The 14,347-nt window shown below is 64.0% G+C and carries 15 protein-coding genes; 3 read left to right on the top strand and 12 right to left on the bottom strand.

Going from position 1 to position 14,347, the window contains the following annotated elements:
* Nucleotides 1-49: 49 nt before the first annotated feature.
* The 3 genes from BSY17_RS13410 to BSY17_RS13400 form a co-directional block, all read right to left on the bottom strand.
* Nucleotides 50-481, bottom strand: a complete 432-nt coding sequence (locus BSY17_RS13410) for a TIGR01244 family sulfur transferase (protein ID WP_069065885.1) — start codon at nucleotides 479-481, stop codon at nucleotides 50-52.
* 327 nt (nucleotides 482-808) lie between these two features.
* Nucleotides 809-2,581 carry a DNA helicase RecQ gene (gene recQ, locus BSY17_RS13405; RefSeq protein ID WP_069065884.1) on the bottom strand — a complete coding sequence of 591 codons (1,773 nt, stop codon included), beginning with the start codon at nucleotides 2,579-2,581 and terminating at the stop codon, nucleotides 809-811.
* 48 nt (nucleotides 2,582-2,629) lie between these two features.
* Nucleotides 2,630-2,950, bottom strand: coding sequence for a hypothetical protein (locus tag BSY17_RS13400; protein WP_069065883.1), 321 nt, complete (start codon nucleotides 2,948-2,950; stop codon nucleotides 2,630-2,632).
* A gap of 38 nt (nucleotides 2,951-2,988) precedes the next feature.
* Here BSY17_RS13400 and BSY17_RS13395 point away from each other — a divergent pair, with 38 nt between their 5' ends.
* Nucleotides 2,989-4,113 (top strand): serine hydrolase domain-containing protein, encoded by a 1,125-nt coding sequence (locus BSY17_RS13395; protein WP_069065882.1) that lies wholly within the window; start codon nucleotides 2,989-2,991, stop codon nucleotides 4,111-4,113.
* On the opposite strand, the gene BSY17_RS13390 is transcribed toward BSY17_RS13395, so the two are convergent.
* From BSY17_RS13390 to BSY17_RS13355, 8 genes are all read right to left on the bottom strand, one after another.
* The gene (locus BSY17_RS13390) at nucleotides 4,110-4,898 is read right to left on the bottom strand and encodes a PhzF family phenazine biosynthesis protein (RefSeq protein ID WP_069065881.1); all 789 of its coding nucleotides are present in this window, start codon (nucleotides 4,896-4,898) and stop codon (nucleotides 4,110-4,112) included. The two genes, BSY17_RS13395 and BSY17_RS13390, sit on opposite strands and share 4 nt — an antisense overlap.
* A 78-nt stretch (nucleotides 4,899-4,976) precedes the next feature.
* Nucleotides 4,977-6,758 (bottom strand): SLC13 family permease, encoded by a 1,782-nt coding sequence (locus BSY17_RS13385; protein ID WP_069065880.1) that lies wholly within the window; start codon nucleotides 6,756-6,758, stop codon nucleotides 4,977-4,979.
* Between the two features lie 249 nt (nucleotides 6,759-7,007).
* The gene (gene aroC, locus BSY17_RS13380) at nucleotides 7,008-8,078 is read right to left on the bottom strand and encodes a chorismate synthase (RefSeq protein WP_069065879.1); all 1,071 of its coding nucleotides are present in this window, start codon (nucleotides 8,076-8,078) and stop codon (nucleotides 7,008-7,010) included.
* Complete coding sequence (locus tag BSY17_RS13375; protein WP_069065878.1) at nucleotides 8,075-8,428, bottom strand: DUF2442 domain-containing protein; 354 nt, start codon at nucleotides 8,426-8,428, stop codon at nucleotides 8,075-8,077. The genes aroC and BSY17_RS13375 overlap by 4 nt, the downstream gene beginning before the upstream one ends.
* Nucleotides 8,421-8,660 (bottom strand): DUF4160 domain-containing protein, encoded by a 240-nt coding sequence (locus BSY17_RS13370; RefSeq protein WP_069065877.1) that lies wholly within the window; start codon nucleotides 8,658-8,660, stop codon nucleotides 8,421-8,423. Before BSY17_RS13370 ends, BSY17_RS13375 begins: the two co-directional genes overlap by 8 nt.
* 4 nt (nucleotides 8,661-8,664) lie before the next feature.
* Complete coding sequence (fabI, locus tag BSY17_RS13365) at nucleotides 8,665-9,471, bottom strand: enoyl-ACP reductase FabI (RefSeq protein ID WP_069065876.1); 807 nt, start codon at nucleotides 9,469-9,471, stop codon at nucleotides 8,665-8,667.
* Nucleotides 9,468-10,433 carry a YihY/virulence factor BrkB family protein gene (locus BSY17_RS13360; protein ID WP_171899240.1) on the bottom strand — a complete coding sequence of 322 codons (966 nt, stop codon included), beginning with the start codon at nucleotides 10,431-10,433 and terminating at the stop codon, nucleotides 9,468-9,470. Before BSY17_RS13360 ends, fabI begins: the two co-directional genes overlap by 4 nt.
* Before the next feature lie 15 nt (nucleotides 10,434-10,448).
* Nucleotides 10,449-11,366, bottom strand: coding sequence for a DnaJ C-terminal domain-containing protein (locus tag BSY17_RS13355; RefSeq protein ID WP_069065875.1), 918 nt, complete (start codon nucleotides 11,364-11,366; stop codon nucleotides 10,449-10,451).
* Between the two features lie 127 nt (nucleotides 11,367-11,493).
* Between BSY17_RS13355 and pdxH the strand changes: the two genes are divergently transcribed.
* Nucleotides 11,494-12,069, top strand: a complete 576-nt coding sequence (gene pdxH / locus BSY17_RS13350; RefSeq protein WP_069065874.1) for a pyridoxamine 5'-phosphate oxidase — start codon at nucleotides 11,494-11,496, stop codon at nucleotides 12,067-12,069.
* A 174-nt stretch (nucleotides 12,070-12,243) separates the two neighbouring features.
* Nucleotides 12,244-13,575, top strand: a complete 1,332-nt coding sequence (locus BSY17_RS13345; protein ID WP_037476370.1) for a dicarboxylate/amino acid:cation symporter — start codon at nucleotides 12,244-12,246, stop codon at nucleotides 13,573-13,575.
* An 86-nt stretch (nucleotides 13,576-13,661) separates the two neighbouring features.
* Here the strand turns inward: BSY17_RS13345 and BSY17_RS13340 are convergent, their stop codons facing one another.
* Nucleotides 13,662-14,333 carry a glutathione S-transferase family protein gene (locus BSY17_RS13340; protein ID WP_037476369.1) on the bottom strand — a complete coding sequence of 224 codons (672 nt, stop codon included), beginning with the start codon at nucleotides 14,331-14,333 and terminating at the stop codon, nucleotides 13,662-13,664.
* Between the last annotated feature and the right edge of the window lie 14 nt (nucleotides 14,334-14,347).

The following is a 14,347-nucleotide window of genomic DNA, read 5'->3' as shown; positions in this document are numbered from 1 at the left end:
CCTTACACAGTAGGATTAAATCCTATTATTTAAGGAAAAGCAACTGCACTCACTGCCCCTTCACCGCATCCATGATCTGCCGCACCGGCGCGATGTCATAACCAGCCGCCGCCGCCTGCGCGGCCAGCACGTCGCCATCGTCGCCCGCCCGCGCGCGGGTCAGCGCCCATAGCAAGGTGCTGCGCGTGCCCGACCGGCAATAAGCGAGCATCTTGCCGCCTGCCTCCGTCTGTTCCAGCGCGCTCGCCATCTCGTCCAACTGCCATGGCGCGAAACCGCCATGCGCAACCGGCACCGCGACATAGGCGATGCCCGCCGCCTTGGCTGCGGCTTCGATCTCCGCGCCATTCACCTGTCCCGGTTCCTCGTCATCGGGGCGGTTGTTGACGATGATCGTCACGCCCTGCGCCTTGGCGTCGGCCACCTGATCCAGCGTGATCTGCGGCGAAACAAGGATGCGGTCGGTCAATTTGCGGAACATGGGGCTTCTCCTTTGGCACAGGCCATGCGCCGGTCAGGGTCAGGATTCAAGAGCGGCATTTCCGCCTGCTCGTTGCGCAAAGCCCTTACAATGTAGGATTTCCGATGATCTACACTGTCGGATGAAACGCGCTCGCACCCCACCCCGCCCTGCATCCCGGATCGACCGTCGCGTGCCTGTCGCGTCACAGCCGTGTCACTGTCGCGCCGGTGTCGCGTCACCGGGTCTTCGGACGCACTTTACCGACACTTTTCCGGCGCAATCGGCCGGAAAATGCGCCCACGACATCGTGAACTTGAATGCGACGCGGGACTGTGACCCCTGGCGCTATAGAAACGGCCGAATCGCCGCCAGGAATGCGTCGCCCCAGGCATCCAGCTTCTTCTGTCCCACGCCGCTGATCGTGCCGAGATCGCGGATTGAGGACGGCCGCTGTTCGGCCATTTCGCGCAGCGTTGAATCATGGAAGATCACATAGGGCGGCACGCCCGCCTCCTGCGCCAGTTCGCGGCGGCAGGCGCGCAGCGCGTCGAACAGCGGATCGCCGACCGGGTTCGCGTCGGCTCCGTTGCGGGCATTGCGCGACCGTCGCTCGCGCTTGGGCGGGACCAGAATGCGAACTTCTTCCTCCCCGCGCAGGATGGGCCGCGCATTGGGGCCAAGCATCAGCCCGCCATGCTCGGTGGTCTCCAACGCATCGCGCACTAGCAAAGCGCGCGACACGGGACGCAGCAACGCGACCTCGTCCCCCGACACGATGCCATGGACCGAAATCTTGTCATGGCCACGCTCGCGCACCTTGTCGTTGGGCGCACCGGTCAGCACCGCCTCGATATGGCCGGACCCGAAACTCTGGCCGGTGCGATAGACGGCGGACAGATATTTGCGCGCCGTCTCGGTCGCGTCGATGCTGGCGGGCGGCGAGAGGCAATTGTCGCAATTACCGCACATGGCAGGCGGATCTTCGCCGAAATGGCGCAGCAATATGGCGCGGCGGCAGGTCGCGGTCTCGACCAGCGCGCCGAGCGCCGCGATCCGCGTGCGCTCGCCTTGCTGACGACTCTGTTCCAATTCCAGGATCCGCTGGCGGGCGCGGGCGAAATCCTCCGCCCCCCAGAAAAGATGCGCGACCGCCGGTTCGCCGTCGCGGCCCGCGCGGCCCGATTCCTGATAATAGCCCTCAATCGACTTGGGCAGGCCCGCATGGGCGACGAAGCGCACGTCGGGCTTGTCGATCCCCATGCCGAACGCGACGGTGGCGACCATTACCATATCCTCGCTGGCTATGAAGGCGGACTGATTGGCGGCGCGGACCTTGGGGTCCAGCCCGGCATGATAGGCGCGCACGGCGCGACCGCCCCGCCCCAGCGTTTCCGCCAGCTTCTCGGTCGCGGCGCGGGTCTGGGCATAGACGATGCCGGGGCCGGGATTGGCGGCGACCAGATCGGCCAGCTGCCGCGTCAGGCCATCACGCGGATGGACCGCATAACGGATATTGGGCCGGTCGAAGCCCGATATGATGAGGCCATCGTCGGGAATGCCGAGCTGGACGAGAATATCCTTGCGCGTATGCGCGTCGGCCGTGGCGGTCAGCGCCAGCCGGGGGACATCGGGAAATTCGTCGAGCAGCGGGCGCAGCAGGCGATAGTCGGGGCGGAAATCATGGCCCCATTCGGACACGCAATGCGCTTCGTCGATCGCGAACAGGGCGACCCTGGCCGAGCGCAGAAGATTGCGGAACCCTTCCTGGCTGGCGCGTTCAGGCGCGACATAGAGCAGGTCGAGATCGCCATTGCGCAACCGGTCCTGCGTCTCGCGCCAGTCGGCATCGACGCTGGTCAGGCTGGCGGCGCGAATGCCGACCGCCGTGGCGGCGCGCAACTGGTCGTGCATCAGCGCGATCAATGGCGAGACGACGACGCAGCAGCCGTCGAGCGCGACCGAGGGCAATTGGTAGCAGAGCGACTTGCCCGCCCCGGTCGGCATGATGGCCAGCGTCGGCTTGCCCGCCATGACGCGCGCGACCACCTGTTCCTGCACCCCGCGAAAGCGGGTGAAACCGAATATGTCGTGAAGGAGCGTGGGAATGTCGGGCCGCATGACGCGGCCTTAGCGGGGGAAAGCGCGGGGGGCCAGCCTTGCCGCCGCTTAAGGAGTCGGATCGAGCAGGCAGCCCCAGCCGGGCCGATAGCGGGCGGTGCGCGTGGCGATCAGGGGCACGCGCGCCTCGACCGCCTTGTCTTCGGGCCGGTCGGTCAGGGTGACGAGCGCCATGCCCGGCTCCTTGTCGTCCTCGCAACTGCCCATCGCGCGCCCTTCGACATAGCGGCACGAACAGGCGAGGCGCGCGCCATAGGCGGTGCCCAGTTCTGCCTGACCGCGCAAACCGCTCCAATGCCAGCCAAGCACGGCCAGCAGCGACAGGATAAGCACAAGGGCAAGATAAATGATCGTCCGGCGGCCCGGCATATTCCCGACTCGGTTGGGGATGGCTAAGGGCGCGGCTTATGAAGATCGAATGGAACAGCGTAAAGCGGCTTGGCCTTGGCGCCGCCCTGGTGGCCCTTGTCGGCGCGGGCGGGCTGTGGCGCGTGCGCGCGGCCGACCCGCAGCCGCTCTACCATGTGGCGCGCGATGCGGCGGTGGGGGAGGCTGCGCTGCGCGCCGCGATCGACCCCTTGTTCGAGGATGCGGCGATGGGCGACACCCGCGCGCTGCTGGTGATGCGCGACGGCGAAATCGTCGCGGAACGCTATGCGCCGGGTTTCGGGCCGGAGACGAAACTCCTGTCCTGGTCGATCGCCAAGAGCGTGACGGCGGTATTGGTGGGCCTGATGGTGGCGGACGGACGGCTGGCGATCGACGCGCCGGTGCCGGTGGCGGCATGGAGCCAGCCGGGCGATCCGCGCGGCAAGATCACGTTGCGCCAATTGCTCCAGATGACCAGCGGCCTCGATCATGTCGAGGATGGCGAACCGATCCAGAGCGGCGACACGGTGCGGATGCTGTTCACCGACGGCGCGCAGGACATGCGCGCCTATGCCGAGGCCAAGCCGCTGGGGCAGGCGCCAGGTGCCCACTTCGCCTATTCGACCGGCAGCAGCATCATCCTGTCCGACCTGATGACGCGGATGCTGACCAACAGCAGCGATCCCGACGTGCGGCGCCGGGCGATGGCGATGTTCATCGACGGACGGTTGAAGGCACCGGGCAAATTGCCCAGCCTGACGCCCGAATATGATGCGGCCGGCACGATGATCGGCGGCAGCATCATGCATATGACCGCGCGCGACTATGGCCGCTTTGGCGAATTGCTGCGGCGGCAGGGGCGCGGCCCCAGCGGGCATCAGATATTGCCGGAAAAATGGGTCGACTTCATGCGCACGCCATCGAAACGCAACCCGGCCTATGGCGCGCACCTTTGGCTCAACCGCGAAGGCAGCGAAAGCGCGCTGATGCCGGGCATCGCCCCCGCCAGCCTGTTCGGCTGTGTGGGGCATAATGGCCAATATATCTTGGTGTCGCCCAGCCAGCGGCTGACCGTGGTGCGGATCGGCATGTCGCCGGAAAAAGAACAAAGGGTCGCGGTGAAGGCGGCGCTGGCGCGGGTGATCGGGCTGTTTCCGGGCTAGAGGTGGAAGCGGCCCTCGATCACCGTACGGCACTGGCCGGTCAGGATCACCCGGTCGCCATCGAGGGTGCAGCCAAGCCGACCGCCGCGCGCCGACGCCTGAAACGCGCTGAGGGTCGTCTTGCCCAGGCGCTTGGCCCAGAAGGGGGTGAGCAGGCCATGGGCGGACCCCGTGACGGGATCTTCATCCACGCCGCCGCCCGGTACGAAGACGCGGCTGACGATATCGCTATCCTCACCCGGCGCGGTGGCGATGAGCATCACGTCGCCCTGCGCCTTCAACGCCACAAAGTCCGGCGCGAGCGCGCGCACCGCAGCGGCATCGGGGAAGAGGAACAGGCTGTAGCCACCATCCCGCCAATGCGACTCGACTGGAGTGCCCCCCAGCCCTGCCGCCAGTTCCGGCAAAGCACGGGGCGCCATATCCCAGGCCGGAAGCGACAGCGCATAGCCATCGCCAGCGCGCGATACGGACAACATGCCCGCATGCCGCGTGCGGAAACGCACCACATCCCCCTGCCCCATCAGCACATGGCCGCTGGCGAGGGTGGCATGACCGCACAATTTCACTTCGACGGTCGGGGTGAACCAGCGCAGCGCATGGTCCGCCTCTGGGTCGTCGGGCGTCGCTACGGTGAAGGCCGTCTCCGACAGGTTATTCTCCGCCGCAATGGCCTGCAGCGTGGCATCGTCGAGCCAGGCGTCGAGCGGCATCACCGCGGCCGGATTGCCGGTGAAAGGGGCATCGGCGAAAGCATCGACCTGAGTGAAGGGCAGGCTGGTCATGGAACGGTTCCTTGTCATTTGCTCCGGTCTGGCGGAGGCATGGCCCTGCGAACAGAGCCAGCCCAACCGGATTGGCGCTTAGCCGAGCAGCACCAGCGCGCTGCACACCGCTATGCCCACGACGATGTTGATCGGCACGCCGATCCGCACGAAATCGGCAAAGCGATAATCGCCCGCGGCATAGACCAGCGCATTGGTCTGATAGCCGATCGGCGTCGCAAAACAGGCCGACGCGCCGATCATCAGCGCGATGATGAGGGGGCGGGGATCGACGCCCAATTGCTGCGCGATCGCGATGATGATGGGCGTCAACAGGGCCGCCACCGCATTGTTGCTGAGCAGTTCGGACAGGATCAGCGCAAAGAAATAGATGAGGAAAACCAGCGACCAGGCCGGTGCATTTTGCAGCAGCGGCGTGATCCAGCCGACCATCAAGGCGACGCTGCCTGCCTGTTCGAGCGCCAAGCCGACCGCCAACATCGCGAAGATCAGGATCAGCACGTCGCCGTCGATCGCACCCCAGGCCTCTTCCGGGTCGATGCAACGGCTGAGCAGAATGACACCGACCGCGATGACGGCAGCCAAACCGATGCCGATGACGTCGAGCGCCGAGAGCAGCACCACGCCTGCCATCGCAACTATGGCGATCCATGCCTTCTTGCGGCGGAAGGCGCGCACCCGGCTGACATCGACGCCGATCAGATGCGGATTGTCGCGCAACGACCGCATCGCATCGTCACTGCCTGCGATCAGCAACCGGTCGGCACCGCGCACCCGCGTATTGGACAGGTCGGGTCCGGACAAATGGCGCGCGCGATGAATGCCGATGATCCGCACGCGCAGCGCATGGAGGAAGGGAATGTCCGCCAACCGCTCGCCAATGGAAGGATGGCTGGGCGCGACCATCGCCTCGACGACCGCCCCTTCCTGCCCGGATGTGCGCGAATCGGCGGCGATGCCGAGTTCGAAGTCCCCCGCCTCCCGCAATGTCATAATCGCCGCGCCATCGGCGCGGACGATCAGCCGGTCGCCGCTATGCAGTTCTTCTTCCATCAGCTCGCGGCGACGAATGTCACCGCCGCGCTTGATGCCGAGCAGCTTGACCGACCGCCCGAACATGCCGAGCGTGCTGACGTCCCGGCCAACCAGATCGCTATCCTGCGGCACCACCAATTCGGTCAGATAATCCTGCACATTACCGCCATTTTCTCCGGCAATGGTAGGCGGGTCGCTTGGCAGCAGGAAGGACAGCAGCAGCAGCGCGCCGACGCCTGCCAGGGTTCCAGCGAGGCCATAAAGGGTGATGTCGAAAATGCCGAACGGGGCCATGCCCTGGTCCGCGGCGATGCCCGCAACGATCAGGTTGGTCGATGTGCCGACGAGAGTGAGGCAGCCGCCCAGCACCGCGACGGTGTTCATCGGGATCAGCAGTTTCTTGACCGGATAGCCGGTCGCCTGCGCCAGTTTGAACATGATGGGGATCAGGATCACAACCACGGGCGTATTGTTGAGGAACGCCGACAGGATGATCGTGCCGATCGCCACTTCGGCAAGGGCAAGCCGGGGACGCTTTTCCGCGCGCGTCATGATGAGGTCGGCGACGCGGCTGATGACACCGGTTCGGATCAGCGCGCCCGACAGGATGAACATCGCCCCGACGGTCAGCGGCGCGCTATTGGAAAAGACCGAAAACATCGCCTTTTCATCCAGCATGCCGAGCAGCGCGAAAATGCAGGCCCCCACCACCGCGATCACTGTGGGGGAATAACGTTCGCGCACGAAAGCGATGAACATGGCGGCCAGAACCGCCAAGCCGATTTCGGCCCGATACACGCCCAGCAGCGCGGTGATGAAATGCATGATGCCCCTGTCCCCAACAAGATTGGCGCTGGCCGCCGATCTTGCCGGGCTGAAACGAAATGGGCCAGCCATGGTTGCATGGCTGGCCCGTGTCGCGGCGGTCAGGGGACGTTTTGACCGTCAGTCCACGCAATGTGTGGTGACGCTCCCCAGGCTTACGCTCTGCCGCTTGCCCGTCGAACAGGCGATGGCGTCATACTATCGCAACAAAAGTGAGTCGTCTCGTTTTTTTACGGTCGGTTCGGCGCGTCATTCCCCGCATTGGGCGCGGTGAAGCAATTTCTGGTCGGCCAGCACCAGCGCCATCATCGCTTCGACTACCGGCACACCACGAATGCCGACACAGGGGTCGTGGCGGCCCTTGGTGATGATGTCCGAAGCCTCACCCTCGCGCGTCACGGTTTCGACCGGAATCAGGATCGAACTGGTTGGCTTGAAGGCGACGCGCAGCTTGATCGGCTGGCCCGTCGCGATGCCCCCCGCAATGCCGCCTGCATGATTGGCGAGGAAGGTCGGTCCATCGGGACCGGGACGCATCGGGTCGGCATTCTGTTCGCCGCGCAGGCTCGCAGCCGCGAACCCATCGCCAATCTCGACGCCCTTGACTGCGTTGATGCTCATCATCGCCGCGGCCAGTTCGCTGTCGAGCTTGGCATAGAGCGGCGCGCCCCAACCGGCCGGAACGCCACTGGCGACGCATTCCACGATCGCGCCGAGCGATGAGCCATCGAGCCGTGCATCATCCACCAGCTTTTCCCAGCGGACGGCCGCTTCCGGGTCAGGGCAGAAAAAGGGGTTCTGGCCGATCTGCGCCGCGTCGAAATTGTCATAGTCGATCGCGTCGCCACCGATCGCGCTGACATAGGCAAAGATGTCGACATCAGGGATGACGGCACGCGCAACCGCGCCCGCCGCCACGCGCGACGCCGTCTCGCGCGCAGACGAACGTCCGCCGCCGCGATAGTCGCGAAAGCCATATTTGGCATCATAGGCATAGTCGGCATGACCGGGGCGATAGGCCTTGGCGACGTCCGAATAATCCTTGGATCGCTGATCGGTATTCTCGATCATCAGGCTGATTGGCGTGCCCGTCGTCCGCCCCTCGAACACGCCCGACAGGATGCGCACCTCGTCCGCCTCGCGACGCTGGGTGGTGAATTTGGACGTGCCGGGCTTGCGCAGGTCGAGCCAGGGCTGAATGTCCGCTTCGCTGAGCGGCAGGCCGGGCGGGCAGCCGTCCACGACCGCGCCGATCGCCGGACCATGGCTCTCGCCCCAGGTGGTGAAGCGGAACATGCGACCGAAACTATTGACGCTCATTCTGCCGCTTCGCTATCCCAGGCTGCACCAAAACGCTGCGCCATATAGCGCGCGCTGCCGAAACGTCCGGCGAGCAGGCCTGCCACCGTGAGGTCAGCGTCCAGTTCTTCCCAATGCAGACCGAACCCCGCACCCAATATTTCCACCGCTTCCAACTGCTCCGCACTGGCGGTTTCCAGTCCTTGCGCGAGTGTGGCAGGGAAGGCGAAGGTGGCACCGTTGACCAGATCGATCACGATGTGTCCGGTGTCGCGATCATAGCGCGCGGCCCGCGCACGCGGACTCGTCGCCAGATCATGCGCGCCACGTTCGATGGCTGCGTCGAATTGAGACTGGGTCAGTTCACCCATGAATGGCGTTCCACCTTTCGATCAAATAGTCGCGCTTTTCTCGCACGATTTGCAGCGCCCGTCGACTCTCGCGCAGATCAGCGCCGACTACTCGAACAACTGCTACCTGTCCGTCATGCTCACCCAACGCAATTTTCGTTTCCCCGTCGCCAAACACATGGACATGAGCCGGGGCGTGATCGTCGGTATAGATCATGACGCGCAGATTGCTTTCGCGCAGGACCGTCGGCACGCGCTTACTTATCGAGCGCGATATCCGGGGCGTCTTCGGCTTTCATGCCGATGACATTATAGCCTGCATCGACATGGTGGATTTCACCGGTCACGCCGCTGGCCAGGTCCGACAACAGATACAGGCCTGCGCCGCCGACATCCTCGATGGTCACGTTGCGGCGCAGCGGGGCGTTCAGTTCGTTCCATTTGAGGATATAGCGGAAGTCGCCGATGCCACTCGCCGCCAATGTCTTGATCGGACCAGCCGAGATGGCATTGACGCGGATATTTTCGCGACCCAGATCCATCGCCAGATATTTGACGCTGGTTTCCAGCGCCGCCTTGGCCACGCCCATGACGTTATAATGGGGGATGACCTTTTCCGCGCCATAATAGCTGAGCGTCAGGATGCTGCCGCCATTGGGCATGAGCGCGCGCGCGCGGCGCGTGACTGCCACGAAACTGTAAGCAGACACGTTCATGGTCATTAGGAAATTGTCGAGGCTGGTATCGACATAGAGGCCGCGCAGTTCATTCTTGTCCGAAAAACCAATCGCGTGAACGACGAAGTCGAGCGTGCCCCAGCGCGCCTCAATCTCCGCAAAGGCGGCGTCGAGCTTGTCCATGTCCGTCACGTCGCAATCGATCAGGAAGTCCGAACCCACCTGCTCCGCCAAAGGCCGGACCCGCTTGGCGAGCGCGTCGCCCTGATAGGAAAAGGCCAGTTCAGCGCCCTGTTCATGCAAGGATTTGGCAAGGCCCCAAGCCAACGACTTGTCGTTCGCCAGACCCATGATGAGGCCGCGTTTACCCGCCATCAAGCCGTTCATATCTTCGTTCCGTTCCCTTGGTCTTCGGGCAGCAAGGCCACTTCCTCTTCGGGAAATTCCGCCAGCGCCGCATTCAATTCCGCGCCAATTACCACGCCAAGCCCGACTAGGAAGAAAAAAATGAGCGTGATCATGACGCCGGCCAGGCTGCCATAGGTCCGGTCATAGCCGCCCAGCAGCGACAGGGTCGGCGGCAAGAGCAATGTCGTGCCATACCACCAGAGCGACGTCGCGACCGCGCCGGGCCATTTGGGGAAGCGACGATCCTTGTATAATGTCGGCGTCAGTGACACGAACAGCGACCAGAGCGCCACGCAGACGATGACCATCGGCACCAGCTTGGCCGACGCGACGAGCGCGATGGCATCATCGGCCCAGGGAAGGAGATGGGTCAGAAACTGGTCGATGCCCGTGATCACCACCTGGAGCGAAAAGGCGAACATCACCGCCACGACGCTGGCCAAAGTGATGCCGACCGCGCTCAGCCGATAATGCCAGAAGGATTTGGTACTTTTGGTGCCATAGGCGCGGCGCAATATGTCGCGGATGGTTTCGATGAGGCTGCCGACGGTCCACAGACCCACGAATCCGCCCAACCATAGCAAAGGACCGGAGCGGGCATTGAGCACATCGCTGATCGGTTGCCGCACGACATCGGCGACGCCGCGTGGAACCGTTGTCAGGAAGGCGTTGACCGCGGCCAGGCCATCTTCGGTGCGGCCGAAGATACTCGCCACCGCCGCTGCGACGATGAAGAAGGGAAAAAGCGTCATCAGCGAGAGATAGGCAAGGTTCCCGGCGTGAATGAAGCCATCGCTATAGGTGCCGACAGCGACCCGCTTCATCACCTCGAACGCTTGCGATCCGGGGCGCACCCGCTTCATCTGGCGATGGAAATGGGCGCGTGTCCGTGCCGCCATATGGCGACGGGATTCGGGCGTATAGGGCGAATTCAGCGGCATCCGCCCCCTAACGCCTCAAACACCAAGATGGGCGCGCACAGGTCGGCTGTCCTGCCAGCTTTCGACCAGCGCCCGGATCGCCGGATCATCGGCGGGCACATCGATGTGCAGGGTCACAAGTTGATCCCCCCGCGCGCCGTCCTTGCCGGTAAAGCCCTTGCCCCGCAGCCGCAGCGTCTTGCCCGACGTCGCACCCGTCGGCACGCCCAGCATCACCGCACCATCGACAGTCGGCACCTTGACCTTGCCACCCTTGACCGCCTCGTCGAGCGTGATCGGCAGGTCGAGCAGGACATTGTCGCCGTCGCGGGTGAAGAAGGGATGGGGTTTCACCTCGATCGTGACGATCGCGTCACCTGCGCCCCCTGGCCCCGCCTGCCCCTTGCCCGACAGGCGCATCTGCGTGCCGGTTTCGACCCCAGCGGGCAGTTTGAGGTCGATGGTCTTGCCATCCTGCAACGTGATCCGCTGGGGCGCCAAAGTCGCAGCATCGGTGAACTGCACTGCCAGGCGATAGGCGACATTCGCGCCCTTGGACGGCGGTGCCTGTCGGCCAAAGCCGCCGCCACCAGCACGGCGACCCGCGCCGCCGAACAGGCCTTCAAAAATATCGCCGAAATCCGCGCCGCCCTGATCGAACCCGCCGCCGCCGGGCTGGCCGCGAAAACCGCCGCCGCCTCCCCCGCCGCCAAAGCCGAAGGGCGCGGTCGGATTGCCATCGCCGTCAATCTCGCCCCGGTCGAACCGGGCGCGCTTGTCCTTGTCGGACAACAGATCATAGGCGTTGGTAGCGGCGGAAAATTTCTCCGACGCCTTGGGATTGTCCTTATTCTTGTCGGGATGCAGTTCCTTGGCCAGCTTGCGATAGGCCGACTTGATCTCTGCCTCGGTCGCGCCGCGCGCAACGCCAAGGGTGGAATAGGGATCAGCCATCGATACTCTGGTGCCTCTTGTTCTGGGACGGGGAATTGCCGTCCTATGTGGCGAAAGCGACGCGTCGGTTCAAGTTGCGCAATAGCCCGTATCGACACTATCACATCGCCCGCCTAGACAGTGGGGCATGATCGATCCCTTTGCCTTGTTCGACGACTGGTACAGCCAGGCGCGTGAAACCGAAATCAACGACAGCAACGCCATGGCGCTGGCCACCGCCGATGCGCGGGGCTGTCCCTCCGTCCGCATGGTCTTGTTGAAGGGCCATGGACCGGACGGCTTCATCTTCTACACCAATTTCGAGGGGCGCAAGGCGGGCGACCTGGCCGAAAATCCCCATGCTGCCCTGCTCTTCCACTGGAAATCGATGCGGCGACAGATACGGATCGAGGGTACGGTTGACCCCGTGGATGATGCCACGGCCGATGCCTATTTCGCGACGCGCAGCCGCGACAGCCAATTGGGAGCCTGGGCCTCCGACCAATCCCGCCCCCTGCCCTCGCGCGAAATCTTCATGGCCCGGTTCGAAGAAGCCAATGCGCGGTTCGAGGGCCAGCCGGTGCCGCGTCCACTCCATTGGTCGGGGTTCCGCCTCGCCCCTGAACGCATCGAATTCTGGCAGGATCGCGAACATCGCCTGCACGAACGCCGCCTGTTCACACGGGACGATGCGGGCTGGACCGAAGGGTTGCTCTACCCCTGATAGGCGCGGATTGCACCGTTTGGGATGAACCGAGGCGCGGAAAGCGGCGGCTTGTTCGTCTATCTCAAGGCGGGGGCCGCACGCCGATTGCGGGTGGCCGATGCGCCTGTTAGGTGTTCCCTGACGGTTGTAATAATATTGCGAGCGGCGTCCGCGCGGCTCATGAGGGAATAGATGCGCAACAGACTGACGGCCTTCATCCTCACCGGCATGGTCCTTGGGGTGATCGTAGGGTTCGCCGCGAACCTGTGGGTGGGTGGCGACGAAACGCTGGCCAAGCAGGTCGCGGGCTATTTCCACCTGTTGGCCGACATCTTTCTGCATTTGATCAAGATGATCATCGCGCCACTGGTCTTCTCCACGCTGGTTGCGGGCATCGCCCATATGGGCGACAGCGCAGCGCTGGGGCGCATCGGCGGGCGGGCGCTTGCCTGGTTCGTCATCGCCAGCCTGATTTCGCTGACGCTGGGCCTCGTGTTCGTCAATTTCTTCGCACCGGGCGAAGGGCTCAACCTGGTCCGCAATGGTGCGGAATCGGGCGTGAATACCGAATCGCTCAATTTCCGTGACTTCATCCTGCATGTCTTCCCGACCTCCATGGTCGGCGCGATGGCGGAAAATTCGATCCTCCAGATCGTCGTCTTCTCACTGTTCGTCGGCGTCGCGCTGACCGCGATCGGCGAGAAGGGCAAACCGATCGTCGGCGTGATCGAGGCGATGGTCGAACTGATGCTGCAGGTGACGGGCTATGTCATGCGCGTCGCGCCCTTCGCCGTATTCGGCGCCTTGGCGTCGGTGATCACCACGGAAGGGCTGGGTGTGCTGGTCACGTTCGGCGAGTTGATCGGCGAATTCTACATCGCGCTCTTCTGCCTCTGGCTGCTGCTGTTTGCGGCGGGATCGGTGTTCCTGGGTAAGCGGATGTTCACGCTGATCCGCTATGTCCGCGAACCGATCCTGATCGCCTTCTCCACCGCCTCGTCGGAAGCCGCCTATCCCAAGATGCTGGAACAGCTCGATCGGTTCGGCGTGCCGCGCCGCATCTATAGCTTCGTGCTGCCGCTCGGCTACAGCTTCAACCTCGACGGCTCGATGATGTATGCGACCTTCGCGACGATCTTCATCGCGCAAGCCTATGGCATCGACCTGCCGATCGCGACGCAGATCACGATTCTGCTGGTGTTGATGGTGACCAGCAAAGGCATCGCCGCCGTGCCGCGCGCATCCTTGGTGGTGGTCGCCGCGACGCTGGGCCAGTTCGACCTGCCGGTCGAGGGCGTGGCCTTCATCCTGGCGGTCGACCACTTCATGGACATGGGCCGCACCGCAACCAACGTGCTGGGCAACGCCATCGCCACGTCGGTCATCACCAAATGGGAAGGAATGCTGGAGGTCGAGGAACCCATCGACGTCCCCCATCCCAAAGCCCCCGCCCACACCGCCGCGCATGGCCGCGCGGGGCTGGAACTGGCATCCGACATGGTGGACGAGGACAAGAAGGGGTAGGCTGTTTTCGGTCCGCGGGCGACGTTTTCAGCATCGTCCAGCCGTTCATGACGGCGGCAAGCCGACCACAATATTGCCAGACGCTCTTAAAAATCCGGCTTTTCATAATGGGGCGGCGGCGCGATCACTTCCATCCGCTCGGACAATAGCGGGCGGAAGGACGGGCGCGACTTGAAGCCGGCATACCAGCGCCGCACCGGCTCATGCCCCTGCCAGTCGATCCCGCCCAGATAGTCCGCGACCGACAGATGCGCCGCCGCCGCGATGTCCGCGAGGCTGAGCGTACCGCCTGCCATCCAGCTACGATGGTCGAGCAGATAGTCCATATAATCCATATGCACATTCGCGCGCTTCATCGCTTCGCGCAGGATGCGGGCTTCGGGCGGCGCGCGCTCGATCAGCCGTTTCTTCATCCGTTCGTGCAGCAGCGGGCCGACCACGTCGCCATAGAAATTCTGGTCGAAAAAGGCGGTCAGCCGCCGCACTTCAGCGCGCCCGGCGGCGGTGCCGGAAATCAGCGGCACCTTTTCCACCGTTTCCTCGAAATATTCGCAGATCGCCTGGCTGTCGATCAGGGTCAGACCCTTGTCATGATCGGCCATGACCGGCGTGGTGCCAGCCGGATTGAGGTCGAGAAATTCGTCGCGCATCGCCCAGGGCGATTCGCGGACCAGATCATAGCCGATCCCCTTTTCGCCCAGCAGCAGCCGGACCTTGCGAGAGAAGGGGCAAAGCGGAAATTGATAAAGCAGCCACATAGGCGATCCTTGTT

Source organism: Sphingobium sp. RAC03 (assembly GCF_001713415.1).
GTDB lineage: Bacteria > Pseudomonadota > Alphaproteobacteria > Sphingomonadales > Sphingomonadaceae > Sphingobium.
Note: the sequence above shows the minus strand (reverse complement) of the source record. Positions and strands in the feature narration are given on the sequence as shown.

Excerpts from the sequence above, each read along its gene's own strand:
- BSY17_RS13410 (WP_069065885.1), bottom strand. The coding sequence starts at position 481 with ATGTTCCGCAAATTGACCGACCGCATCCTTGTTTCGCCGCAGATCACG.
- recQ (WP_069065884.1), bottom strand. The coding sequence starts at position 2,581 with ATGCGGCCCGACATTCCCACGCTCCTTCACGACATATTCGGTTTCACC.
- BSY17_RS13400 (WP_069065883.1), bottom strand. The coding sequence starts at position 2,950 with ATGCCGGGCCGCCGGACGATCATTTATCTTGCCCTTGTGCTTATCCTG.
- BSY17_RS13395 (WP_069065882.1), top strand. The coding sequence starts at position 2,989 with ATGAAGATCGAATGGAACAGCGTAAAGCGGCTTGGCCTTGGCGCCGCC.
- BSY17_RS13390 (WP_069065881.1), bottom strand. The coding sequence starts at position 4,898 with ATGACCAGCCTGCCCTTCACTCAGGTCGATGCTTTCGCCGATGCCCCT.
- BSY17_RS13385 (WP_069065880.1), bottom strand. The coding sequence starts at position 6,758 with ATGCATTTCATCACCGCGCTGCTGGGCGTGTATCGGGCCGAAATCGGC.
- aroC (WP_069065879.1), bottom strand. The coding sequence starts at position 8,078 with ATGAGCGTCAATAGTTTCGGTCGCATGTTCCGCTTCACCACCTGGGGC.
- BSY17_RS13375 (WP_069065878.1), bottom strand. The coding sequence starts at position 8,428 with ATGGGTGAACTGACCCAGTCTCAATTCGACGCAGCCATCGAACGTGGC.
- fabI (WP_069065876.1), bottom strand. The coding sequence starts at position 9,471 with ATGAACGGCTTGATGGCGGGTAAACGCGGCCTCATCATGGGTCTGGCG.
- BSY17_RS13360 (WP_171899240.1), bottom strand. The coding sequence starts at position 10,433 with ATGCCGCTGAATTCGCCCTATACGCCCGAATCCCGTCGCCATATGGCG.
- BSY17_RS13355 (WP_069065875.1), bottom strand. The coding sequence starts at position 11,366 with ATGGCTGATCCCTATTCCACCCTTGGCGTTGCGCGCGGCGCGACCGAG.
- pdxH (WP_069065874.1), top strand. The coding sequence starts at position 11,494 with ATGATCGATCCCTTTGCCTTGTTCGACGACTGGTACAGCCAGGCGCGT.
- BSY17_RS13345 (WP_037476370.1), top strand. The coding sequence starts at position 12,244 with ATGCGCAACAGACTGACGGCCTTCATCCTCACCGGCATGGTCCTTGGG.
- BSY17_RS13340 (WP_037476369.1), bottom strand. The coding sequence starts at position 14,333 with ATGTGGCTGCTTTATCAATTTCCGCTTTGCCCCTTCTCTCGCAAGGTC.